Raw genomic sequence first — 21913 nt, forward strand, 5'->3', positions numbered from 1 at the left:
TCCAATAAGAACCAGGCAATGAAGCTGACATTCCTCCTGTTGCTGCTTTGTGCAACGGCCCCTACTGCCTGGGGCTGGTCGAACCATACGGTGGGCAGCTACCTGGCGTTGCAGGATCTGCCGACGTTGCGTGATGCGCCACAGGTCGAAGTCGAGCCGCTGGAGCAGTTTCTTTCGCAGCAATACCAGGCCGTGAGTGCGCTGCTCGATGAGCAGGAAAACTTCGCCCGAGAGCACTTCACCCAATACCCGCCGCGCCCCGACAACCTGCGATTGCCGGCCATGCCCGGGGACAATCTGCGCCACGACTTCCTCACCGCACTGCGCATCAATCCCGGGGTTCATCTGGCGATGGTCATCCAGCCGCTGCCGGGCAAGGATCTGCCCGAGCGTGAGCACCTCAAGGCCGAACAAGTCATGGTGGAGCAGACGCTTTCGCCGTGGACTCGCCAGCGCTTCATCGTTGTGGCTGACCACGAACAAGTCGCGCCCCTTGCCGTGTTGGCCAGCGCTGCCGATGAGCCGGATTACGGCCACGACATCAACCTGTTCAGCGACAACCCCGGCGACGTCGGCGCGTTGTACGGCTTCGGCCCGCAGCCCTTCGGTGACGCGCGGTTTCAGTACAGTTCCCAGGCGCCTTTCCATATGGGCTTCTTCCATGAAAGCCCGGTGGTATACGCCGCCGCCGGATTTCTTCAGCGCAGCTGGCCGGACTGGCGCGCCTACCAGTACATGGGCTTGGCGCGACTGGCGTTTGCCACTGGCCATCCCTATTGGGGTTATCGATTCCTAGGTTGGGGCCTGCACCACGTTCAGGACCTGACCCAGCCTTATCACGCCAAGCCGCTGCCCGGTGTCGAACTGGCAAGCCTGCTGGTGCTGGAAGGCAAGGCCCTGGCCGGCTTCGATGCGGACAAGCATGCGGCCATCGAACGGGTCGCCACCCGGCACATGGAAGTGGAGAAGTATCAGTCGGCCTGGCTTCGTCGCCTGCTGCGCGCCGGCCAGGCACACCCGATGCTCGACGTTTATGCCGACTCTGCACAGGACGCCCGTTATCCGCCGTACTCGGTGGACTACCTGCGCGAAGTAGTGAGTGCCGAGTCCGTCGACGAGTCGGCGGTATTTGATGAAGCCATCGGCCAGTGGCTGGACACGGCACCGATCACCAGTGATTTCAGCGGCGGCAATCAGCTGCAGCGCGAAGACTTCGACCATCCGGCACTTAACCAGCAGCTGTTCAAACTGCTGGGGCATTTCGGCGCCCACAGCCGGATTTACGCCCGTGCGGGAATGGCGCCACAGCCATCGCAGCAATAGCTTCAGAACACAAAAACAATAAAACCAGGGAAAGAGGAAAGGATCATGAGCACTCGATTTCGCCTGTCTGGCGCGGCGCTTCCCGGCGTGGGCCTGGCAGGGCTGCTGCAACTGTGCGCGGTCGACGGCGTGCAGGCCAAGGAGTTCAGCGTGCTGGACAACCAGATCACCGGTTCATTCGACAGTACCCTGTCTTATGGCCGTTTGTGGCGGGTCCAGGGCCGGGACAAGAACAACGATGACGTCAACACCAACGACGGCAATCGCAACTTCGACACCGGGCTGGTTTCCGAGGTGTACAAGATCACCTCGGAGCTCGAGGCCAACTATCAGAACTACGGGATGTTCGTGCGCGGCACCGCGTTCTATGACACCCAACTGATGGACAAGCGCAACGATTACTACCGCAACAACAACCCGTCGCAACCCAGCCAGAGTTTCCCGCAGGACGACCACTTCACGGACCAGACCCGCGATATCGCCGGCAGCCGGGTGGAGATGCTCGACGCCTACCTCTACGGCAACTGGGACGTCGCGCAGATGCCGCTCACGGCACGCATAGGGCGCCAGGTGTTCAACTGGGGCGAGGGGATTTTCTACCGTGGCGGGATCAACACCACCAACCCGGTGGATGCGGCCAAGTACCGTCTGCCCGGGGCTGAAGTCAAGGAAGTGCTGGTACCGGTGGAAGCGCTGAGCTTCAACATTGGCCTGACCGACAGCCTGACCATGGAAAGCTTCTACCAGACAAACTGGAAGGAAACCCGCATCGACCCGGTCGGTACGTTCTACTCGCAGACGGACCTGTTCGCCGACGGCGGCAACACCGCCTACAACAACTTCAGCGGTACCGCGCTGGACACCCCGGTGCCTGGCTTCGGCAACGTGATTGATCTGTACAGCGCGCTGGGCAACAACCCGTTGCTCAACCAGGCCCTGAGCACCACCGGCCTGTACGCCAACGGGGTCACCCCGGCCTTTGGCAACACCGTCAAAGTGGCCACGGTCGGCAAGGATTTCAACGCGCGCAACGACGGCCAGTTCGGTTTCGCTTTTCGCTACATCGCAGAAGAACTCAACAGCACCGAGTTCGGGTTGTACATGGTCAACTACCACGCCAAGGAGCCGACCATTTCCGCCGATCTGGGCGGGTACCAGGGCATCGATATGAATGCCCTGACCAACCTGTTGGCCGGTGTCGCCGGCAGCCAGGCGGGGCAATTGGCCAATGGCCTGGCGACCATGGATGTGCTGGGCAATATCCAGGCGCATCGGCGCTACGCCGAAGACATCCGCATGTACGGCTTCAGTTTCAACACCACCCTGGGCCAGGCGTCGGTGTTTGGTGAAGTGGCCTATCGGCCGAACCTGCCCATCGGGGTCGCCGCCACCAACGACCTGATCGGCGACCTGGCCAACGGCGCCGCTGCAGCGGCAGGCGGCCAGACCATCAACATCGGCGGGCAGCAGGTCACGCTCGACAGCCAGATCAATAACGCCGAGCGGGTGGAAGCGTTCAACACGTCCCTGGGCACCATTTACAACTTTGGCCCGAGCCTGTCATTCGACTCGCTGTTCGGCGTATTCGAGCTGGCGTCCGAGCACCTGCGCGGCAGCAGCCTGCAATACACCGCGTATGACGGCAGTACCCGTTACTACGCTGGCACCGGTAACTTTTCCTATGTGTCCGGCGGCGAGCGCAGCGACCAGGTCAACCGCAACTCCTACAGCTACACCGCGATGCTCAACGGCACCTGGAACGACGTGTATGCCGGGGTCAACGTCTCGCCTTATGTCGTCTACAAGGATGACTTCGAGGGCAACAGCTACCAGGCGGGCAACATCATCGAGGGCCGCAAGGCCTACACCCTGGGGATCAAGGCCAACTACCAGAACAAGCTGGAGGCCGAGCTGCAATACACCGAATTCTACGGCGGCGGGCAGGACAACGGCCTGCGTGATCGCGACAACGTCGGCTTCAACCTCAAGTACTTCTTGTGAAAGCTCATTCCCCTGTGGGAGCGGGCTTGCCCGCGATGGCGGCAGCACATTCGACATCCATGTTGACTGATCCACCGCTATCGCGGGCAAGCCCGCTCCCACAAGGACTGGGTGCAGTGCATCTGCCTTTAATTCGGAGAACGATCATGTTTCACACTTCACAACTGACCAAGACCACGCTGGCGCTGTTCCTGAGCCTGGCCGCCGGCAGCGCACTTGCTGCGATCACGCCCCAGCAAGCCGAGCAATTGAAAACCACGCTGACGCCGCTGGGGGCCGAGCGTGCCGGCAACGCGGCCGGGACCATTCCGGCCTGGAACGGCGGTATCACCCAGGCGCCGGCAGGCTACAAGCCGGGCCAGCATCACCTGGACCCCTATGCGGCGGACAAGCCGCTGTTCACCATCACCAAAGCCAACCTTGAACAGTACAAGGCCCACCTCAGCCCGGGTCAGATCGCACTGTTCAACAGCTACCCCGACACCTTCCAGATGCCGGTCTATCCCTCTCGCCGGTCGGGCTCGGCACCGCAGTGGCTGTACGACAACACCTTGAAAAACGCGACCTCGGCCAAGCTGCTCGATGGCGGGACCGGTTTTGCCGAAGGCTACGGCGGTGTGCCGTTCCCGGTGCCCAAGGATGGCATCGAGGTGCTGTGGAACCACATCACCCGTTATCGCGGCATCTATGTGGTCCGTCGTGCTTCCGAAGCGCCGGTACAACGCAACGGCAGCTTCGCGCTTGTAACCTCGCAGCAAGAGGGGCTCTTCAACTATTACCGCCCGGGTGGCCAGTTTGCCGACCTGAAAAACATCCTGTTCTACTACCTGGCATTCGTGAAGAGCCCGGCCCGGCTGGCGGGCGGTGCGGCATTGGTTCACGAGACCCTGGACCAGCTCAAGGACCCGCGCCAGGCCTGGGTCTACGACGCGGGCCAACGCCGTGTACGCCGGGCGCCGAACCTCGCGTATGACACCCCGATCGCCTCATCCGACGGCCTGCGCACGGCGGACGATACGGACATGTTCAACGGCTCGCCAGACCGCTACGACTGGAAGCTCAAGGGCAAGCGAGAGGTCTACATTCCCTATAACAATTACAAAGTCGGCAGCCCTGAGGTGAAGTACGAGCAGTTGCTCACACCGGGCCATCTCAACCCGCAATTCACCCGTTATGAGCTGCATCGGGTCTGGGTGGTCGAAGGCACGCTCAAGCCGGGTGCGCGGCATATCTATTCCAAGCGCGTGCTGTTTCTGGACGAGGACAGTTGGGGCGCCGCCCTGGTGGACCAATACGACGGGCGAGCGGAGTTGTGGCGGGTGTCGATGGCCTACCTGAAAAACTTCTACGACCTGCCCACCACCTGGAGCGCACTGGACGTATTCCATGACTTGCAGGCGCGCCGTTACTACGTGCAGAACCTGGACAACGAAGAGCCGGCCACAGTGGACTTCGCCCAACCGGTGCCGGAAGACGCGTACTTCATGCCGTCGGCATTGCGCCAGCGCGGGACGCGGTAAGCGGCGCAGCACACCCTTTCAGATGCAGTCTGTGAGAACGCAATCACGAGCGGGCTCGCTTCCACAGGGTTTTCAGAGCCGTTCACAGATTCTATGTTCGACTCTTTACCTGTGGGAGCGGGCTTGCCCGCGAATGGGTCTTCCAATCACCGTGGGTATACGGTCAGACGCGGAAGTGGCTCACCATCTGCTGCAATTGACCACCCAGCCGCGCCAGTTCAATGCTGGACTTGGCGGTCTCATCGCTCGCCGCTGCGGTCTGTTCGGACACATCGCGCACGTTGATGATGCTGCGGCTGATCTCTTCGGCCACGGCGCTTTGCTGTTCGGCAGCGGCGGCGATCTGCTGGTTCATCGACTGGATGTTGGACACCGTGCGGGTGATGTTCTCCAGTGACTCGCCGGCCTTGCGGGTCAGGGCCACGCTGCTGTCGGTGAGGACGCGGCTGTTGTTCATCACCGCCGACACTTGTTGCGTGCCGTTCTGCAGGCCGGCTACCAGGCCTTCGATTTCCTCGGTGGATTTCTGCGTGCGCTGGGCCAGGCCGCGGACCTCGTCGGCCACCACCGCAAAACCTCGACCGGCTTCACCGGCACGTGCCGCTTCGATGGCGGCATTGAGTGCCAGCAGGTTGGTCTGTTCGGCGACGGCCTTGATCACGTCCATGACGCTGCCGATCTTGTCGCTTTCCTTTTGCAGCACGCTCATGGCCTCGGTGGAGCGCACCACTTCGTTGGCCAGGCGCTCGATCTGGGCAATGGCTTCGTTGACCACTTTGTCACCCTCACGGGCTTCGCCGTCCGCCGCCGCAGCGGCTTGCGAGGCTTCTTCGGCGTTGCGCGCGACTTCCTGCACGGTGGCGGTCATCTCGTGCATGGCGGTGGCCACCTGATCGGTCTCGACTTTCTGGCTGTTGACCCCGGCACTGGTCTGCTCGGTCACGGCCGACAGCTCTTCGGCGGCGCTGGCGATCTGGGTCACGCCGTCGCGGATGCCGCTGATCAAGTCGCGCAGGGTCACACCCATGCGCGCGATGCCTTGCTGCAACACGCCGAGTTCGTCGCGACGGGTGACCAGCACGTTGTGGGACAGGTCACCGCTGGCGATGCGATCGACCACCGCCAGGGTTTCGCGCAATGGCCGGGTGATCTGGCGAGTGATGACCACGGCGGCAATGATGCCCACCAGCAGTGCAAGCAACGTGCTGATCAGTTGCAGGGTCCGGGCCTGGGCGCTTTCGGCATCACGTCGGTCGAGCTGGATTTGATACAGCTGATCGCTCTGGGACACGATGGCCGCGCCCTGGTCGGTCATTTCCTTGCGCGCTTGCACCGCGTCATTGCTGGCGGCTTTATAGGCCTGCAAGGCGCTGCGGTAGTTGCCCAACGCGGTTTCCAGCTGACGCAGGGCGTCTTGCTGGGAGTCGGCGAAATGCGTGTTCAGCGGTTTCAGGCTGGCGATGGCGGCGTCCAGTTGGCCGACGGCTTTTTGCTCGGTCTCGGCATTGGTACTGGCGGTGTAGCCGCGCACTTCGTAGCGCGCCAGCAGGAACGCTTCCTTGGCCGCGGTGATGGCCTGGAACTGTTCGAAGCGCTGGTCGCTCAACGGCATTTGCTGCACGCGGGCATTGATGTCATTGATCAGCGTGTTGGCGGTTTCGGCGTTGGCACTCATGGCGTCGCGGGCGCTGTTGCCGGCGCGATAGGCGCTGCGCATCTTGCCCAGGGACGTCCTGTAGGCGTCGATGACGGCGCCTTGCTCGCGCAGCAGCTTGAGGTTTTCCGGGCTCTTGAACTTCGCCAGCAGGGCTTGCTGCTGGGCCGAGAAGGCGTCAAGGGTAGTCTGTACGTTCTGCGCGGCGGTTTCGTCGCCGTTGGTCAGCATGTATTGCAGGCGAACCACGCGCAGCTTGGTCAGGCCGGCGTTGAGCTGGGTGATGTCACTCATCCAGTTGCTGCGGTCGATCAACCCGCCCAGGCTGGTCCAGCCGGTCAGGGCCAGGACGCAGGTCAGTGCCAGGACCAGGCCAAACCCCAGGCCCAGTTTCAGGTTCACGCTGATGTTGCCGAACCAGCTATTCATCTCATTCCTCCAGGAACTTGGTACTTCTTTATCGTCGGTTGGCTGGAAGATTGTTTTTTTTGGAAGCCGCCAAGCTGTGTAAGCAGGATGTATCGGCAGCAATCCCGGGAGCTGAAAGGATTTTTCCGAACGGATTCTGTAACAAAATTTTTACAGCGCTTTTAAGCTTTTTTTCACAAACGTTTCACCAGTCACCGACGCACGTTTCCTTAACCTGCCGGGATCTAATGAGACAGTGTTTGCTGGCGAGGCAGCGTGATGTGGAATTAAGACTGAGTCTTTTCGGGATAAAGCGCTCGATCGATCTGAGCCGCTTCGCCCGTTATCGCAACGCTGCGGTAGTGTTGGCCTCGGCGCTGCTGGTGATCCCGTTGACGGTGTTCTTGCTGCGACCTGCCGCCGTTCCGGACCTGGCTCACGGCAATGTGAGCGGTGCACAGGCGTTGATGACCGGATGGGCCAAGGGCGACCTGATCGTTCTGGTGCGCCACGTCGAGCGCTGCGATCACTCCTCGGCGCCTTGCCTGGTTGGCAACGATGGCATTACCGAGCGTTCTCGTCGTGTTGCCGAGAACCTCGGGGCACAGTTCAAACACCTTGGCCTGGGCAAGGTCGATATCTACAACAGCCCGATCCAGCGCACTGCGCAGACTGCCAACTTCATGTTCAACAAGGTTGGCGCGGGGGAAGACTGGCTGATCAGTTGCAAGGGCACCATGCTGCGCGACGCGCTGGCGCACAAGGTGGCCGGGCGCAACATGATTCTGGTGACCCACAGCGAATGCATGGACCAACTGGAAAAAGAGCTCCATTTGCCGACTTCGACCCTGGGTTACGGGGCCTCTCTGTTTATCTCCGCCGAATCGCCACAGGCTCCGCGCATGCTTGGCTTTATCGAAGCATCGGATTGGCCGACGGTGACGCCCCGTTGAATTTCACCATCCCTTTGAATCAGGACTGAGCATGCTGACCGCTTCCCGCTACCGCTTTTACTGGATGAATTTTGGTATTCCGCTGGCCTGCGCGGTCGCGGTATTCCTGATGTTCGACATGACCAGCATCGACATCGCTTTCAACAATTACTTTTTTGATCCGGTGACGCAGACGTACCCGTTGGACCAGGTCCATCTGTTCGAAAAAATCACCCACAAATGGGCGCGAATCATTCCGAACTGGACCGGCGAAATTGCGATTATCGGTGCCTTGCTGTCGTTTCTCTGGCCACGCCTGAAGGCTGAAAAACACGCGAAAATCATCGCCTTCCTGGAAAAAATCAAAGTCGCACCGATACTGCGCTTTGCCAACCGCCATCGACGCGACTTTCTCTACGTGGTGTTCGCGTTCTCCATCAGCACCGGGGTGATTCACTACCTCAAGGGCCACACCAGCGTGTATTGCCCGATCGAGACGACCCTGTACGGCGGCAAAATGGAGCACGTCGAGTGGTACGAGAATTTCGACCTGCTGAAAGTCGCTGGAGAGGGGCGCTGCTGGCCGGGCGGACATGCGTCGGGCGGCTTCACCATGCTGGCGTTGTACTTCGTGGCTCGCCGTTATCGCTGGCGCTATTCGAAAGCGATCATGTACGGCTCGCTGGCACTCGGTTTCATCTATGGCACCACGCGAGTATTGCAAGGGTGGCACTACATGTCCCACACCTTCTGGGCCGGGATCTTCGTGTGGCTGGCGTGTTTGCTGACGGCGCTGGCGTTTTACGGGCGAGCGAGGCTGGAACAGCCGGTGCTCACCAGAGCGGAACAACCGGTGTTGGCGACTCAGACTCAACCTGTGAATTGAGTCGTTGTTGAAGCGCAAAACCCGCATCTCGAAAGGGGGCGGGTTTTTTGTTGCCCGAGGAAACCTTCAGTGAGTCTCGGATTGCGAATTCGCAGACAAAAAAAAGCCCGCGGGAGGGCGGGCAAACCGTAGTTTCTTGAATGAGCGAGGGCAATGTACAGGCTGGCGTGAGGGGGTGGGGTGAAGAAAAATTCATCTGGATCAAAGCCCTGTACCAGAGCTTGCGACACCGCTACGGCAAATGATCCGCGGCAAGGTCGACCTCCGACCGGGCACGCAAGCGGCCCTTGCGGCAGCGTTGGTGTCGATTGTGTTGGGGATATTGGTGGGGGGAGACGGGGGTGTAAGGCAAATTCGCAATAATGTTCTGTATACGATACATTTAAATATAAATGTCACGGTAACTGAACATGGAATACGTCCTGCTGATATCCCGACTCGGTAGCCAAATACGTGAAACGCGTATCAGGCGCGGTCTGACACAAGCTCGACTTGCTGAGCTCGCCGGTTTGACGCGGCAGAAAGTCATTGCTGTCGAGCAGGGTGTCGATACTGTTGCCATGAACGCTTACGCAAGAGTCTTGAGCGCTTTGGACTGCCAGCTCACCGTTATACCGGCGGCCATGCCGACCCTTGAAGAGCTTGGGGAGTTGTTCGAATGAAAATGACCTCCCTCAAAGTCAGTACCCCAGAGGGCCATAGCGGCCGAATCCTCACCAGCGGCGATAATTATATTTTTCGCTATCTAGAAGACGCTTTACCCAACACCTCCATCAGTCTGTCGATGCCCGTGCGGGCTGACGAGTTTCGTCGGCGGGATCTGCATCCCGTATTCCAGATGAACCTTCCTGAAGGCTATATGTTGGAGCAGTTGCGCAATCGCCTGGCGAAAACCGTAAATGTCGATCCAATGTTGTTGCTTGCTCTTTCTGGCAGCAGTTCGCCAATTGGCAGGATTCAGGTGCATTCCGAAACCGTTGATGCCCTGCTTGGCGAACAGCAGTTCCCTGGAGAAAAACTCGAAGAAATTCTCACCTGGGATGGAGCGGAAGATATCTTCGCCGACCTTCTTGACCGCTATATTTTACGGGCAGGTATATCGGGTGTTCAGCCGAAGGTTTTGGTGCCTGAGCAGCAAGATTTCGAATTGCGACGAGCCACCTCGAAAACCTCTGACTTGATAATCAAGAGTGGCCGGGATGAGTTTCCAGGACTGGCCATCAATGAGTTCCTTTGCATGTCCATTGCCAAGGAGGCGGGCATTCCAGTCCCGCAGTTTTACCTGTCCGACAATGCAAGGCTGTTTGTCATGCGTCGCTTTGATCGGGACGACCAGCTTAACCCGATTGGATTCGAGGACATGGCCGCACTGATGGGGCTCTCGGCCGATCAGAAATACAGCAAAAGCTATGCTGCCATAGCCAAAGCGATTCGGCTGTTTTGCCCGGCAAACAATCAACGAACCTCGCTTGATCAACTTTTCGATTACATAGCGCTGAGCTGCATCGTTGGGAACGGCGATGCTCATTTAAAGAACTTCGGCTTGCTCTATTCGGAGCCGACCCAACGTGACGCGCGCCTCGCGCCGGCATACGACATCGTTAATACGACGGCCTATATCCCTGAAGATGTTTTGGCGCTAGACCTTATGGGTAACAAGTCGTTGTTTGCTTCCCGTCAGGGGTTGTTGGAGTTTGCACAGACGTGTGAGGTGGAACATCCTGAGTTGCGGATTCAGCGATTGCTTGCGGCAGTTGAGTTGGTGCTGAAGCGCTACCCTGAGTTTCGGGAGCAGGCGCCTCATGTGGTGAAGGCAATACAGCACGCGGCAGCCCCTTTCGCCCTGACGTTTGGGTAGTTTCAACATCAATTAAAATGGGCGATTTCAGGAAAGTCGCCCATTTTGTTTTCCGAGATCAAACCTGCATCCGCAACCGCCGCCCAACCACATCCAGCAAATCGCATCCATCGCGCAGGGACGTGACCAGCACCCGCGCCAGTTCGCTGTAAACACCCTCATCAGCCGCGAAACTCTCTAGCAATTGCGTCGCGGTTCGAATGCGGTAGGCAGCTGTTTCATGCAGTACATCCAGCGGTGCTTCGGTGTCGATCAGCAGCGACGCGATGGTGCAGTCGATGCCGGTCATCGGCATGTATCGATCCATCTCAAGCCTCCACTTCGTCGAGTGGCGCGATGTTGTCCAGTGCCCGGTTCACCAGCAATTGCGCCAGCACGGCCAACTGCTGGATCGCCAGGGCGATGTTGCGAGGCGAACTCTCAAGTTCGCAGGCAAGGTCGGTGCTCATGACGTTGAGCGAGGCCAGGGTTTCGCTGGCGTGGGTGAGCAGGGACGGTGTGTCGATGTTGGGGCGCAGGGTGAAGACGTGGCTGATGGGGTCGAGTTGATTGGGGTTGCGGAGGCGGGCGCTGATGGCGGGTTCGGTGGTTTTCGATAAGTCGATTTTGTCTTCAGCTAAATTGGCTGGGGTTTCCGGGGGATTGGGGCTGTTCTTTTTCAAGATGGCATTCCTCACACTGTTTAGAGAAGCTGCCATCCCCTGCTGTCAAACAGGATTGGGTGGCAGCTATACGCGGGTTGACAGACCGGAAGTGTGAGAACCCGGTGCACCCGAAGGTGCCCCGCGCACAGCCGCCATAATCGTGACTACATGCGCGAATGCATGCTGTCTGATTTGGGAGGTGTGAAGATTACACTTTCAGCCTGTCAAAGCCGATCGCTGATTTGCAGCGACCCCTGAAGGCTATCGTCGAGAAGTTGCGTCCGCCAGTTCATGAAAGGCGATGCGTCTTGCGGGAAATGTCCTAGGACGCGGTGAAGTCGTTGCATCGATCACAGGTCACTCGATCTCACCGTGTGCTTGAAATGATGCCCCCAAAGCCTGACCCCCAACCCGCTCGTCCGGTCCAGTGACGACCCTGCAGTGCCCATATTGCAATCATGCACATAGCGGCATTGCGCGACTGTCCATGTGACCCTATCGTCAGCTTTTACCTGCCACAAAGTGCTTTTGTGAGTTGTGGGCGTACGATGTAACTCACGTTTTCGCTGAATGCCTGGGGGGAGCGAACGAAGCGATCGAGCGATGTTGAATTGGAGAAAAATTATGATTCGCAAGCACTACTTGAAAGCCCTGGCAACGCTGCTCATCGCCGCCGGCGTGCAGTGGGTGACGCTACCCGTCTACGCGACCGAGCAGGGTGAGCAGCGGCGTGAAGCTCGCGATACCCGGCAGGATGGGCGCTCTACTGCCCGGCAAACCAAGGATGAATGCAGAAAGGGCAGCGACAAGAGCAACGTGGAATGTCGCCAGGACAAGCGCAGCACCAAGCAGGATACCCGTCGCACGGCCCGGGATATCAAGTACTGATCGTTAGTGTGGGGCCTGTTTGCGCTTGCCGGCAGGCCGGTCAAGCGCTTCGGGATATCGAGAGATGGTGGATGTCCGCTTCGATCCAGGGTGGACATCATCGAAATGCGCTGTAGTCATGGTGGTCGTTTGCGCAAGAACGATGATGCAACCGTAAAGCCACCATGTTCTGGCTTGAGACTCATCCGAACGTTACCAACACCTTGGCTGATTCATCTGCCCGCGCGGCGGTAGCGAAGGCTTGCTCGAAGTCTTCGAAGGCGTAGCGATGACTGATCAGCGCGCTGGTGTCGATCCGGCCGGCGGCGAGAATCTCCAGCACCTCGCCAAACTCGGTGGGATAGGCCATGGCGGTGGTCACTTCCATCTCCTTGCCCAGCGCCATCGCCAGATCCATGGCGACCGGTGCGTGATGCACCGCCACCACCGTCAGATGCGCCCCGAAACGTGCGCGCGCAATGATTTGGGGAATGACCGGCGCTGCGCCCGACACCTCGATGAATTCGTCGGTATCCACCACTGGCATCCCGTAGAGCGTGCTTGCGCCATGGCGCTGGCCGATTTCAGCCCAGAGATCGCAGTTGTCGGGATTGAAGGTGGCGTTTGCACCGAGCGCGCGCGCACGTTCTAGACGTGAGTCCACGCGATCGACGGCAATGATGTCCGCGACGCCGCGCAGACGGAGCATTGCCACGACGCCGAGCCCGATGGGGCCCGCGCCGAAAACAACCACCTTGCTACCAGCGCCGGCACGCGACCGGTTGACGCCGTGCAGCGCGACGGCGAGCGGCTCGACCAGCGCAGCGGTTTCGAAGTCCAGGGTGTCGGGAATGGGGTAGACCGACGACTCGGCCATGACATTGCGCACGAGAATGTGCGAGGCGAAGGCCCCGGGCCGCCGGAGCCGATCATGTTCGCAGGCGTCGTCGGGTTGACCACCACGCGCTGGCCTTTATGCAACGCCGTCACCCGCGCGCCCACCTCCTCGATCACGCCCGAGAACTCATGCCCGAGCGACAGAGGACCATCGCCCCCCATCGGCAGGCCACCGGCGCGCGCATAACCGAGGTCAGAGCCGCAGATACCGCAGACCACGACCTTGACCACAATATCGTCCGGCCCGGCACTGGGGCGTTGTACCTGTTCGACACGAATATCGTCAGGACCGTGAACCGTTGCATGAAGCATCAATTTCGTCATAGTGGATTCCTTCATTTCAGATTGTGATCCAGGCGCGCTTGCGCGCCGACAGGCGAATGGCGTCGAGCACTTGTTGGCCACGCGCAGCGTCGTTGAATGTGGCGGCGCGCTCGGGGATCGCGGGTGCGCGATTCTCGATCCGCGTGCGCATCTCGGCGAACAGGCGCGCATAAGGCGCAACATCGAAGCCCATGGTGTGCCAGCGGTCCTGCTCGGTCTGGATCAGCTCTGCGACGGGAAAAGCTGTCGGCATTGCGTTGACCAGATCCGCGGGCATCTCGATGCGCCGCACGCCATCGGCGTCGCTCACCCAGACTTCTTCGGGGTCACCAAACGTCGCGCCGCTCTGAATCCACGCGCCGCCTGCGCTGCCCACCACTTTGGTGGCCATCACCAGCGGCCCCGGCGCGGCCAGCGCGGCGATGATTGACCCGGCAACACCGCTGTCCGTTTCGAACTGCACGGTGTAGCAATCGTCGGCGGTCATGGTGGGGCGCCCGGGCGCCAGCGTCTGCAACATGCCGCAGACACAAGTGATGGGGCCGAACATGTATTCGACCTGATCGATCATGTGCGAGCCGAATGCGCCAAGGAAACCGCCGCCCTGGTCGGCGTCCTCCCACCAGTCGCTGAGCTTGCTTGTCGAGTCCTGCAGGCCCGGTTGATGGTAGATGCGCAGGAAATGGCGCGGCGTGCCGATCAGTCCCGACTGAACAACGCGCCGCAGCAGCGCCTGCGCGCTGTCGAAGCGGAATTCGGCGCCGAGCAGGTGATGAACACCGGCCTTTGTCGCGGCTTCGCGCATCTGCGCTGCTTCGGCGGCGTCGCGGGCAAAGGGTTTTTCGCACACGACATGCCGCCCGGCGGCGATCGCGGCCATCACCGGTGCATAGTGTGCATGCGGGGGCGTTGCCACCGTAACGAGCTGGATCGCCGGATCAGCCAGCACCTGGGCCAGGCTATCGGTCGCCAGTGGGATACCCAGCGGCGCGGCACGGGCGATGGTGCGGGCACGGTCTCGGCCGACGATGGCGCGCACCTCGAACCCGGCCTCGCGCAGCGCGCGGACATGGGTGAACAGGCCGAAGCCAGTGCCGACCACTGCGGCACCTATGGGATGGGTCATCAGAGGTCGCCTCCATGCAGGACGGGATTGAGCGCCACGATGCGGCACCGCGTCATTTCGCTGGACAGCACGCTCATTGCGCCACCTCGCCACTGATGATCGGCACGATGTCTTGCAGCGCCTCTTCACCACGTTCTTGCAGCACGGTCAGCGCAATACGGCGCAGCGTTACCTGCGGCGGCTCGCCCTGTGTGCCAATCAGGCGCAAACTCATGCCGCCATGGACATGTCCGAAGGACTGGACCCAATTGCCGGCGATGCCGGGCTGGCCTTGCGCAACGATGACGCGCACCGAGCCGTCCTGGCGATAGCTGGCCTTGTATTTCTGCACGCAACCGCCGCCGTCCTCGTAGTTGTCGAGGTTCTCTTGCCAGATCGAACAGAGCTGGAATATCCAGTAATCACAAGCTGAGGGCAGGAAATCGATAACCAGCGCCTCGTCGCCAGCACACTCCCAGGTACCGAAGCCGTGGTGTCGGTCCGGCACGCCGCCATTGGACAGGTACACCGCGCGGTCGAAGCGGATGCGGTTTGGCCGCTGGCTGAGATTGTCCTGCCACCAGCTGCGCACCAGTTCGCAATAGCCAAGTACCATCTGGCCCGCCTTGGCGAGCGCATCACTTATTTCGGCGGCGGTGACGGGACGAGGTTGCGGGCTATCGATCCGTTCGATGGTGAAGTGAGGCGGCGCGGTATTCGCGCGATCATGATAGAGCGTGCGCACCAGGAGACCGACGCAGTCCGGTGAGATCGACAGCCAGTCGCGCCCGTCAGCGGGTTTGTTCTGGCTGACAACGATCTCGAAGTTGCCCTGCGTATCGAACTTCACCTGGCGTGAGGAGATGAAGCCGGTGGTCTGCAGCGCAGCGGGATCGAATTCTCCAAGACTGGCCACGCCGCGCGAGGCCCAGTCCTGAGCGCCCGGATGGCGCGGTTGTGGTGCGCGCCATGAGGCGATGACGAAGTACGGCAGCCCGCCGCGATGACCACGAATGAGATAGTCATGACTACCGTCGACGAACTCGGCAAGCAGATGATCCTGATCGGGAGACTGGAAGTTGATGGACTGGCGCCAGGGCGCATCGCGCAGGCGCGGCCGTTCTGGCTCGCAGTTTTCCAGGTAGCGTTCAAAACCGTTGCGCATGAGCCGGGTCATGAATCGATACCATTCGGCGCGGTCGAGGGTATCGGCCTCGGCGCCGAAAGCATCGACCCTGTGGCCGGCCTGGCGAACGGTTTCGCAGAAGTCGTCCCATGCACGGCCGGACAATAGGCGTTGCGTAGCTTGATCGGTCATGACCGCTCTCCTTCGATGCGCTCTGGCTTGACCGAGAAGCGCTCATAGTAAAAGCCGAATCGGTCGCGCAAAGCGGCTATATCCACACCGAAATCGCCTTTCAGGTCATAGATGACGCGACCATGCTTGCCCCGTGGATTGGCGTTCAGATAAGCCTGGATCCGTGCCTTGGCATCGGCGGTCAGTGGCAGGCCGGCCATGGCATAGATGCGTTCGATCACCGTCTGTTGGTCGGCCATGTAGTCGTCGAAGAGCACATCGAGCGATTGGCCGGCGGGAACACTGTCCCGGTCCCGAACACAGGCACGCAGAAGATGTTCCACTCGATCTGTCCAATAGCGCGCCAACGCCTTTACGTCGACGGTATGGCGGCGGATGCGGTCGCCATAGGCGATCATGGTGATGGCGGACTGGAGCACGGCAACGGGGTCGCGATGGGTAATGACGAGCGTGGCGTCGGGATAGGTCGTCATCAGCGGCCGCAGGTTCTCCATGTGCGGCGGCGATTTCATCACCCATCGGTTCGGGCCCTGGAGCCAAGTGAGCGCCTGCAGGACTCGGCGACCATAACGGTAGTGCGGCGTTTGATCGTGGCTGTAGTAGTAGTCGCGCCAGCGACACGGGCGAGACTGCCATTCCGGCAGATAGGAGGAGAAGTCCAGGCCTTGCAGTTCGATGTCTTCATGCACGTGGGTGGGGGACATTTCGTGCATCGCCGGCATGAACGGCAATATGGCTTCGAATTCGCCCCAGGCCTGACGGGTACGAACGATGCGCGGATCTTCCCCGCCTGGCGTTTGGTCTTGTGGCGCAGGAATCGGCTCCATCGCTTCCCATAGCGGCATCGAGCGCAGTCGCGGATCGGCTGCCAGGATGTTGACCAAGTGGGTCGTGCCTGAGCGGGGAAGGCCGGCGACGATGATCGGCCGATCAATCGTGACGTCGTTGATTTCCGGGTTTCGCTTCGCCAGATCTTCGAAGCGCAGGCGCGAAGATGCGTAGCGCACGGCATCGCCGAACATCCCCGCGCGCCCCAGGGGGCCGAGCTCCGTATCCTCGTCAAAACTCTTCAGCCAGATTCGCAGCCGTTCGCGGAAGTCCTCCGAACCGAAGTCGGAAAGCCCCGTGCGCTGGCATGCGGCTGCAAGGACGGCCTCCTCGCGCATTTCCACGGGGGGGACGCCCGCGATCGCTCGACGCTGCCGCTCGGTCAGCTCGGGGGCGCCCAGGTCTGTGATACGGATGATGTCAGGTTTCATGCGCTGCTCCATAAATGTGAGGAGAGGTGTTGGCGACAGGCAGTACAGGAAGGGCCGACGCCGGACTCAGCCGGCGACCGTGAAACCGCCGTCGACAGGCAGTGTCTGTCCAGTGATCCAGCCGGCGGCGGCGCTCGTCAGGAAAAGGACTGGACCGGCGATGTCCAGCGGCACCCCAAGGCGTGCTGCCGGCGTACGCGCAAGCGTGGGCGCGGACCACTGCGGATTGGCAACAGTCGTCGCCGTCATGCGGCTTGCGGTAAGCCCCGCCGCGACCGCGTTGACGCGAATGCGTCCGCCCCAATGGACCGCCAGTGCCCGGGTCAGCCCGACGACGCCAGTCTTTGCCGCGCCATAGCCGGGCACCACATCGATCCCGAAGAACGAGCTCATTGATGCAATGCCGATGATCGAAGGGCCGCCTGGCAGCGTGCTCTTCAGGAGTTTGTCGGCGCAGCCATGCGCCATGCGATAGCCACCGACCAGGTGCATGCGCACCGCGCGTTCGAAAACGTCCGGTTCGTACTCGTCCAGGCCACAGCTTGGCAGCGCAAAGCCGGCGTTGTTGATGAGGATGTCCAGGCGCGGCAGCGCTGCTGCGACGGCAGAAATGTTGTCTGCGTTCTCGATGTCGAGCTGCAAGTAGCGGTAGCCGTCGAGGTCAATGTCGTAATCGGCGGCGCAGGGCCGGGTGCCGGTGATCGTCACTTGCGCACCTGCTGCTCGGTACGCTGCGGCGATGCCGGCCCCGATTCCACTGGTGCCACCGGTCACCAGGACATGGCAATTGTCGTAGTCAAACTGAAGGTTCGGCCAGTCGGCCTGTTGAGTGTTCATGGGGCGTTGCCTCCAATAGGTACACCTGATTGCTGCGGCGCAATGGGCCAGTCGATCAGGAGCAGCAGCTATCGCCCCGGCCGACTGGCGGTTCAAGATAAGGCGATAGTATTAAAGGCATTCGAACTGCGAATAGTCTTAACGGACGATGATCCATGCAATTGCGAGATCTACCTTTAAAGCCAGTTTAAGTAACAAGGCTTAAAAAAGAGGTGGGCGATAAACGTCCACACGCAATCGCACCTCGAGTGACAGGGCCGGTCATCGGATTCTCGGTGGCATCACGACCCAGCGCAGAGGAAGGAGGAAATACATGCTGACGCACTTGCAGCGTCTTGAGGCCGAGAGCATTCACATCATGCGAGAAGTGGTCGCTGAGTGTGAGAACCCGGTAATGCTCTACTCCGTCGGTAAGGACAGTGCAGTGATGCTGCACCTGGCCCTGAAGGCGTTCCACCCAGGAAAACTGCCGTTCCCATTGCTGCACGTCGACACGACCTGGAAGTTCCGCGAGATGATTCAGTTCCGCGACGCCATGGCGAAAAAGCACGACTTCGACTTGCTCGTCCATATCAATCCCGAGGGGCTGGAAAAGGGCATCAGCCCTTTTTCCCATGGTTCGGCCATACACACCGACATCTGGAAAACCGAGGGATTGAAGCAAGCGCTGGACAAGCACGGCTTCGATGCGGCCTTCGGCGGCGCACGGCGGGACGAAGAAAAATCGCGAGCCAAGGAGCGGATATTCTCGATCCGCTCCGAGCAGCACCGCTGGGATCCCAAGCTGCAACGCCCCGAGCTGTGGCGGATGTATAACGCCCGCAAGCACAAGGGCGAAAGCGTCCGGGTGTTTCCCCTGTCCAACTGGACCGAACTCGACATCTGGCAATACATCTATCTGAACGACATTCCGATCGTGCCGCTCTACCTGGCGAAAGAGCGACCGGTGGTGGAGCGCGACGGCACGCTCATCATGGTCGATGACGAGCGCATGCCACTGAACGACGGCGAGGTTCCCGAGATCAGGAAAGTGCGTTTCCGCACGTTGGGTTGCTACCCGCTGACCGGCGCAATCGAGAGCGAGGCCGACTCCTTGACGGCCATCATTCAGGAAATGCTTCTGGCCAGGACGTCCGAGCGCCAGGGTCGCCTGATTGATCACGACTCCGCGGGCTCGATGGAGAAAAAGAAACAGGAGGGGTATTTCTAATGGCACACGTATCCGATTTGATTGCCGAAGACATCGAGCAATATTTGAAATCCCACGAGAACAAGAGCCTGCTGCGTTTCATCACCTGCGGCAGCGTCGACGATGGAAAAAGCACGCTCATCGGGCGCCTGCTCTACGAATCGAAGATGCTCTTCGAAGACCAGTTGAGCCAGCTGGAAGCGGATTCAAAGAAGGTAGGAACGCAAGGTGGCGACCTGGATTTCGCACTACTGGTCGACGGACTTTCCGCCGAGCGTGAACAAGGCATCACCATCGATGTTGCCTATCGCTTCTTCTCGACCGACAAGCGCAAGTTCATCGTGGCCGATACACCGGGCCACGAGCAATATACGCGCAACATGGTCACCGGAGCCTCGACAGCGGATGTCGCCATCATTCTGATCGACGGGCGCAAAGGGGTGCTGACCCAGACGCGCCGACACAGCTATCTGGTGTCGCTGATTGGCATTCGCCATGTCGTGCTGGCGATCAACAAACTGGACATGGTGGGCTACTCGAAAGAGATCTACGACAAGATAGACGCGGACTATCGCGCTTTCGCCAGCCAGATTGGCTTGCAGAATATCGTCACCATCCCGATGTCAGCCCTGAAGGGCGACAATATCACCGAGCCGAGCGCGAACACCCCCTGGTACCGGGGGCCGACACTGATGGGGTACCTTGAGACGGTGCAGGTAGAGGATGCTGCGGATCAGTCCGGGCCGTTTCGCATGCCGGTGCAGTGGGTCAACCGACCGAACCTCGACTTCCGCGGCTATGCCGGGATCGTTGTCGGCGGCAGCGTCAAGCGCGGCAATCGCCTCCGTGTCCTGCCGTCGGGGAAGGAAAGCCGGGTCGCACGTATCGTGACGCGCGAGGGTGACCTTGAGGAAGCCGTCTCTGGCCAGTCGATCACGATTACGCTCGAGGACGAGATCGATATCAGCCGGGGCGACATTCTCGCGACGATCGATGCACCGGCCAGGGTGGCAGACCAGTTCGAGTCGACGATCATCTGGATGAGCGATGAACCGATGCTGCCGGGCCGCCCCTATCTGTTGAAGATCGGCACCAAGACCGTGACGGCCACCAGCGCGACACCGAAATACAAGGTCAACGTCAATACGCTCGAGCATCTCGCCGCCAAGACACTGGAACTGAATGAAATCGGCGTTTGTAACCTGAGCTTTGACCAGCCAATCGCATTTGACCCCTACAAGGAAAATCGCGATACCGGCGGTTTCATCATGATTGACCGCCTGACCAACAATACGGTCGGCGCCGGACTCCTGCACTTTGCCTTGCGTCGCTCGCAGAACATCCACTGGCAGGCGATTGACGTAAACAAGCAGGCGCACGCCACACTCAAGGGGCAGAAGCCTTGCGTACTCTGGTTTACAGGTCTGTCGGGTGCCGGCAAGTCCACGATCGCGAACCTCGTCGAGAAGAAACTGCATGCGTTGGGCAAACATACCTATCTGCTTGACGGTGACAACGTGCGCCACGGTCTCAATAAAGATCTCGGATTCTCCGAAGCCGACCGGGTCGAGAACATCAGACGCGTAGGTGAAGTCGCCAAGCTGATGGTCGATGCGGGGCAGATCGTCCTGGTGTCCTTCATCTCTCCATTCCGATCTGAACGCAGAATGTCGCGCGAGCTGGTGGAGCAGGACGAGTTCTTCGAGGTGTTCGTCGACACGCCGATCAGCGTGGCAGAACAGAGGGATCCAAAAGGTCTCTACAAGAAAGCTCGCCGTGGCGAACTGACGAATTTCACCGGCATCGATTCCCCCTACGAGCCGCCGGAAAATCCGGAAATTCGCATCGACACCACCGCTTGCTCTCCCGAGGAAGCAGCCGAACTGATCGTCAGCCATCTTGTCGCTCGCGAGGCCCTATGAATCGCTACGTTGCATTCAATGGGGATGCCGATGGACTCTGTGCGTTGCAACAACTGCGGCTTGCCGCGCCTGACGAGTTCGCCGGCGCAAGGCTGCTGACCGGTGTCAAACGCGACATTCAGTTACTGCGGCGTATCGAAGCGTGCGAGGGGGATGCCATCACCGTACTCGACATCTCCCTCGATCAGAATCGTACCGATCTGCTTCGCCTGCTTGGGGCAGGCGCAACGGTGCGCTACTTCGATCATCATCACGCAGGGGAGATGCCTCGGCATGGGCGCTTCGAGCCTTATATCGACGAGGCTGCCGACGTCTGCACCAGCATCCTGGTCGACCGCTATCTTGGCGGTCGCCATCGTGCATGGGCGATTGCCGCGGCATACGGCGACAGCCTGCCTGAGGTGGGCTGCACCATGGCCAAGGCGCAAGGCATAGATGCTGGAGCGGCCAGGGTCCTGGAGCGGCTCGGCCTCTATCTCAACTACAACGCTTATGGCGAGACCGTTGCCGATCTGCATTTCGATCCGGCCGAGCTGTCGACCCTGATGCAGCCCTTTGTCGATCCGCTGGAGTTCGTCGCAGGCTCGGACGCCTACGCGCGGCTGGCGGTTGGCTATGAGGAGGACATGGATCTGGCACGCCGGCTTACACCGACACGCCAGGTGCCCGGCGCGATGCTGCTGATGTTGCCTGACGCGCCATGGGCACGGCGGGTCATCGGAACCCTGGCCAATGAGCTGATGCAGGCACAGCCAGATCGCGCGCTCGGTATCCTGTCGCCCAAAAGGCAAGGTGGATTCACGGTAAGCGTGCGCACTCCCGGACATAGTCCGGTGGCTGCGGCTGACTTCTGCCGCACCTTTGACAGCGGCGGTGGCAGGAAACTGGCGGGAGGTATCAATCATCTGCCCGAATCGGAAGTCGACCGCTTTACGTGCGAGTTCGAAAGGAGCCTCTCCAGGTAGCAGT

Annotated in this window: 19 protein-coding genes and 3 pseudogenes; 11 read left to right on the forward strand and 11 right to left on the reverse strand. The window is 60.3% G+C overall.

The window, feature by feature from the left end; genetic code table 11:
- The first annotated feature begins 18 nt into the window (after positions 1 to 18).
- From AB4O40_RS21070 to AB4O40_RS21080, 3 genes are all read left to right on the forward strand, one after another.
- Positions 19 to 1323 carry a phospholipase gene (locus AB4O40_RS21070; RefSeq protein ID WP_460053488.1) on the forward strand — a complete coding sequence of 435 codons (1305 nt, stop codon included), beginning with the start codon at positions 19 to 21 and terminating at the stop codon, positions 1321 to 1323.
- Between the two features lie 45 nt (positions 1324 to 1368).
- On the forward strand, positions 1369 to 3324 hold the full coding sequence (locus tag AB4O40_RS21075; protein ID WP_414913709.1) for a DUF1302 domain-containing protein: 1956 nt from the start codon (positions 1369 to 1371) through the stop codon (positions 3322 to 3324).
- Positions 3325 to 3470: 146 nt separating this feature from the next.
- Complete coding sequence (locus AB4O40_RS21080; protein ID WP_460053486.1) at positions 3471 to 4844, forward strand: DUF1329 domain-containing protein; 1374 nt, start codon at positions 3471 to 3473, stop codon at positions 4842 to 4844.
- 163 nt (positions 4845 to 5007) lie between these two features.
- On the opposite strand, the gene AB4O40_RS21085 is transcribed toward AB4O40_RS21080, so the two are convergent.
- Positions 5008 to 5871, reverse strand: a complete 864-nt coding sequence (locus tag AB4O40_RS21085) for a methyl-accepting chemotaxis protein (RefSeq protein ID WP_413966579.1) — start codon at positions 5869 to 5871, stop codon at positions 5008 to 5010.
- Between the two features lie 42 nt (positions 5872 to 5913).
- Positions 5914 to 6927, reverse strand: a pseudogene (locus tag AB4O40_RS21090) (methyl-accepting chemotaxis protein); the annotation flags it as partial.
- A 260-nt stretch (positions 6928 to 7187) separates the two neighbouring features.
- Here AB4O40_RS21090 and pmrG point away from each other — a divergent pair.
- The 4 genes from pmrG (at position 7188) to AB4O40_RS21110 (ending at position 10582) form a co-directional block, all read left to right on the forward strand.
- Complete coding sequence (gene pmrG, locus AB4O40_RS21095) at positions 7188 to 7859, forward strand: lipopolysaccharide core heptose(II)-phosphate phosphatase PmrG (protein ID WP_056728588.1); 672 nt, start codon at positions 7188 to 7190, stop codon at positions 7857 to 7859.
- Between the two features lie 31 nt (positions 7860 to 7890).
- Positions 7891 to 8724: a phosphatase PAP2 family protein gene (locus tag AB4O40_RS21100; protein ID WP_056728163.1), complete on the forward strand. Its 834-nt coding sequence runs from the start codon at positions 7891 to 7893 to the stop codon at positions 8722 to 8724.
- A 410-nt stretch (positions 8725 to 9134) separates the two neighbouring features.
- A complete protein-coding gene (locus AB4O40_RS21105) occupies positions 9135 to 9386 on the forward strand; it encodes a helix-turn-helix domain-containing protein (protein ID WP_056728165.1) in 252 nt (83 codons plus the stop codon).
- A complete protein-coding gene (locus AB4O40_RS21110; RefSeq protein WP_056728167.1) occupies positions 9383 to 10582 on the forward strand; it encodes a type II toxin-antitoxin system HipA family toxin in 1200 nt (399 codons plus the stop codon). Before AB4O40_RS21105 ends, AB4O40_RS21110 begins: the two co-directional genes overlap by 4 nt.
- A 58-nt stretch (positions 10583 to 10640) precedes the next feature.
- On the opposite strand, the gene AB4O40_RS21115 is transcribed toward AB4O40_RS21110, so the two are convergent.
- The 3 genes and pseudogenes from AB4O40_RS21115 to AB4O40_RS21125 all read right to left on the reverse strand — a co-directional run.
- Entirely contained in the window at positions 10641 to 10889 is a 249-nt protein-coding gene (locus AB4O40_RS21115) for a hypothetical protein (RefSeq protein WP_056728170.1), read from the reverse strand.
- Between the two features lies 1 nt (position 10890).
- Positions 10891 to 11244, reverse strand: coding sequence for a DUF6124 family protein (locus AB4O40_RS21120; protein WP_056728172.1), 354 nt, complete (start codon positions 11242 to 11244; stop codon positions 10891 to 10893).
- A 332-nt stretch (positions 11245 to 11576) separates the two neighbouring features.
- Positions 11577 to 11669, reverse strand: a pseudogene (locus AB4O40_RS21125) (hydrolase); the annotation flags it as partial.
- A 181-nt stretch (positions 11670 to 11850) separates the two neighbouring features.
- Here AB4O40_RS21125 and AB4O40_RS21130 point away from each other — a divergent pair.
- Positions 11851 to 12114 (forward strand): hypothetical protein, encoded by a 264-nt coding sequence (locus AB4O40_RS21130; RefSeq protein ID WP_056728174.1) that lies wholly within the window; start codon positions 11851 to 11853, stop codon positions 12112 to 12114.
- Positions 12115 to 12295: 181 nt separating this feature from the next.
- Here the strand turns inward: AB4O40_RS21130 and AB4O40_RS21135 are convergent, their stop codons facing one another.
- From AB4O40_RS21135 to AB4O40_RS21160, 6 genes and pseudogenes are all read right to left on the reverse strand, one after another.
- Positions 12296 to 12970, reverse strand: coding sequence for a zinc-dependent alcohol dehydrogenase (locus tag AB4O40_RS21135; protein ID WP_460154593.1), 675 nt, complete (start codon positions 12968 to 12970; stop codon positions 12296 to 12298).
- 128 nt (positions 12971 to 13098) lie between these two features.
- Positions 13099 to 13329, reverse strand: a pseudogene (locus AB4O40_RS21140) (alcohol dehydrogenase catalytic domain-containing protein); the annotation flags it as partial.
- A 1-nt stretch (position 13330) separates the two neighbouring features.
- The gene (locus AB4O40_RS21145; protein ID WP_056728176.1) at positions 13331 to 14440 is read right to left on the reverse strand and encodes a Gfo/Idh/MocA family oxidoreductase; all 1110 of its coding nucleotides are present in this window, start codon (positions 14438 to 14440) and stop codon (positions 13331 to 13333) included.
- 73 nt (positions 14441 to 14513) lie between these two features.
- Complete coding sequence (locus AB4O40_RS21150) at positions 14514 to 15737, reverse strand: hypothetical protein (RefSeq protein ID WP_056728180.1); 1224 nt, start codon at positions 15735 to 15737, stop codon at positions 14514 to 14516.
- Positions 15734 to 16996 (reverse strand): sulfotransferase family protein, encoded by a 1263-nt coding sequence (locus AB4O40_RS21155; RefSeq protein ID WP_223542519.1) that lies wholly within the window; start codon positions 16994 to 16996, stop codon positions 15734 to 15736. The genes AB4O40_RS21150 and AB4O40_RS21155 overlap by 4 nt, the downstream gene beginning before the upstream one ends.
- Before the next feature lie 66 nt (positions 16997 to 17062).
- Positions 17063 to 17833: an SDR family NAD(P)-dependent oxidoreductase gene (locus tag AB4O40_RS21160; RefSeq protein ID WP_460053483.1), complete on the reverse strand. Its 771-nt coding sequence runs from the start codon at positions 17831 to 17833 to the stop codon at positions 17063 to 17065.
- Positions 17834 to 18146: 313 nt separating this feature from the next.
- Between AB4O40_RS21160 and cysD the strand changes: the two genes are divergently transcribed.
- Genes cysD through AB4O40_RS21175 form a run of 3 tightly spaced genes read left to right on the forward strand, consistent with a single transcriptional unit; the run spans position 18147 to position 21909 of the window.
- Positions 18147 to 19043 (forward strand): sulfate adenylyltransferase subunit CysD, encoded by an 897-nt coding sequence (cysD, locus tag AB4O40_RS21165; protein ID WP_056728186.1) that lies wholly within the window; start codon positions 18147 to 18149, stop codon positions 19041 to 19043.
- Positions 19043 to 20944 (forward strand): sulfate adenylyltransferase subunit CysN, encoded by a 1902-nt coding sequence (gene cysN, locus AB4O40_RS21170; RefSeq protein ID WP_460160110.1) that lies wholly within the window; start codon positions 19043 to 19045, stop codon positions 20942 to 20944. The genes cysD and cysN overlap by 1 nt, the downstream gene beginning before the upstream one ends.
- The gene (locus tag AB4O40_RS21175) at positions 20941 to 21909 is read left to right on the forward strand and encodes a hypothetical protein (RefSeq protein WP_056728190.1); all 969 of its coding nucleotides are present in this window, start codon (positions 20941 to 20943) and stop codon (positions 21907 to 21909) included. Before cysN ends, AB4O40_RS21175 begins: the two co-directional genes overlap by 4 nt.
- Positions 21910 to 21913 lie beyond the last annotated feature (4 nt).

It is taken from the genome of Pseudomonas sp. S2_F07, from assembly GCF_054668325.1.

Bases quoted from the DNA above. Each gene is read 5' to 3' on its own strand.
- AB4O40_RS21110 (WP_056728167.1), top strand. From the start codon at position 9,383: ATGAAAATGACCTCCCTCAAAGTCAGTACCCCAGAGGGCCATAGCGGC.
- AB4O40_RS21100 (WP_056728163.1), top strand. From the start codon at position 7,891: ATGCTGACCGCTTCCCGCTACCGCTTTTACTGGATGAATTTTGGTATT.
- AB4O40_RS21130 (WP_056728174.1), top strand. From the start codon at position 11,851: ATGATTCGCAAGCACTACTTGAAAGCCCTGGCAACGCTGCTCATCGCC.
- AB4O40_RS21070 (WP_460053488.1), top strand. From the start codon at position 19: ATGAAGCTGACATTCCTCCTGTTGCTGCTTTGTGCAACGGCCCCTACT.
- cysD (WP_056728186.1), top strand. From the start codon at position 18,147: ATGCTGACGCACTTGCAGCGTCTTGAGGCCGAGAGCATTCACATCATG.
- AB4O40_RS21075 (WP_414913709.1), top strand. From the start codon at position 1,369: ATGAGCACTCGATTTCGCCTGTCTGGCGCGGCGCTTCCCGGCGTGGGC.
- AB4O40_RS21135 (WP_460154593.1), bottom strand. From the start codon at position 12,970: ATGGCCGAGTCGTCGGTCTACCCCATTCCCGACACCCTGGACTTCGAA.
- AB4O40_RS21105 (WP_056728165.1), top strand. From the start codon at position 9,135: ATGGAATACGTCCTGCTGATATCCCGACTCGGTAGCCAAATACGTGAA.
- AB4O40_RS21145 (WP_056728176.1), bottom strand. From the start codon at position 14,440: ATGACCCATCCCATAGGTGCCGCAGTGGTCGGCACTGGCTTCGGCCTG.
- AB4O40_RS21115 (WP_056728170.1), bottom strand. From the start codon at position 10,889: ATGGATCGATACATGCCGATGACCGGCATCGACTGCACCATCGCGTCG.
- AB4O40_RS21155 (WP_223542519.1), bottom strand. From the start codon at position 16,996: ATGAAACCTGACATCATCCGTATCACAGACCTGGGCGCCCCCGAGCTG.
- AB4O40_RS21080 (WP_460053486.1), top strand. From the start codon at position 3,471: ATGTTTCACACTTCACAACTGACCAAGACCACGCTGGCGCTGTTCCTG.
- cysN (WP_460160110.1), top strand. From the start codon at position 19,043: ATGGCACACGTATCCGATTTGATTGCCGAAGACATCGAGCAATATTTG.
- AB4O40_RS21085 (WP_413966579.1), bottom strand. From the start codon at position 5,871: ATGGGTGTGACCCTGCGCGACTTGATCAGCGGCATCCGCGACGGCGTG.
- AB4O40_RS21160 (WP_460053483.1), bottom strand. From the start codon at position 17,833: ATGAACACTCAACAGGCCGACTGGCCGAACCTTCAGTTTGACTACGAC.
- AB4O40_RS21150 (WP_056728180.1), bottom strand. From the start codon at position 15,737: ATGACCGATCAAGCTACGCAACGCCTATTGTCCGGCCGTGCATGGGAC.
- AB4O40_RS21175 (WP_056728190.1), top strand. From the start codon at position 20,941: ATGAATCGCTACGTTGCATTCAATGGGGATGCCGATGGACTCTGTGCG.